Here is a 254-nt window from a genome sequence, read left to right on the forward strand (position 1 = left end):
TCTGCACCATCCAGCAGCTCGGCGATGCGATCACGATCTTCCTGAGCGGACTGACGGCCGATTTCCGGGTTTGCGCCGGCGCCCAGCCCTTTAGTCACCTGGCTACCCAGCTGAATCACGGTCTTGGATGAGGCATTACGCAGGGCCTGGGCGTCAGTGTTGGCGCAGATGAAATCCACCCCTTCCACACCGGAACGCACCATGTGATCCACGGCGTTACCGCCGCCACCACCGACACCTACCACTTTGATTAC

The 254-nt window shown here is 60.6% G+C and carries 1 pseudogene; it reads right to left on the reverse strand.

From position 1 onward, the window contains the following. Positions 1-254 (reverse strand): annotated as a pseudogene (locus A3754_RS07015) (cell division protein FtsZ); the annotation flags it as partial.

The organism is Alcanivorax sp. HI0083 (genome assembly GCF_001635175.1).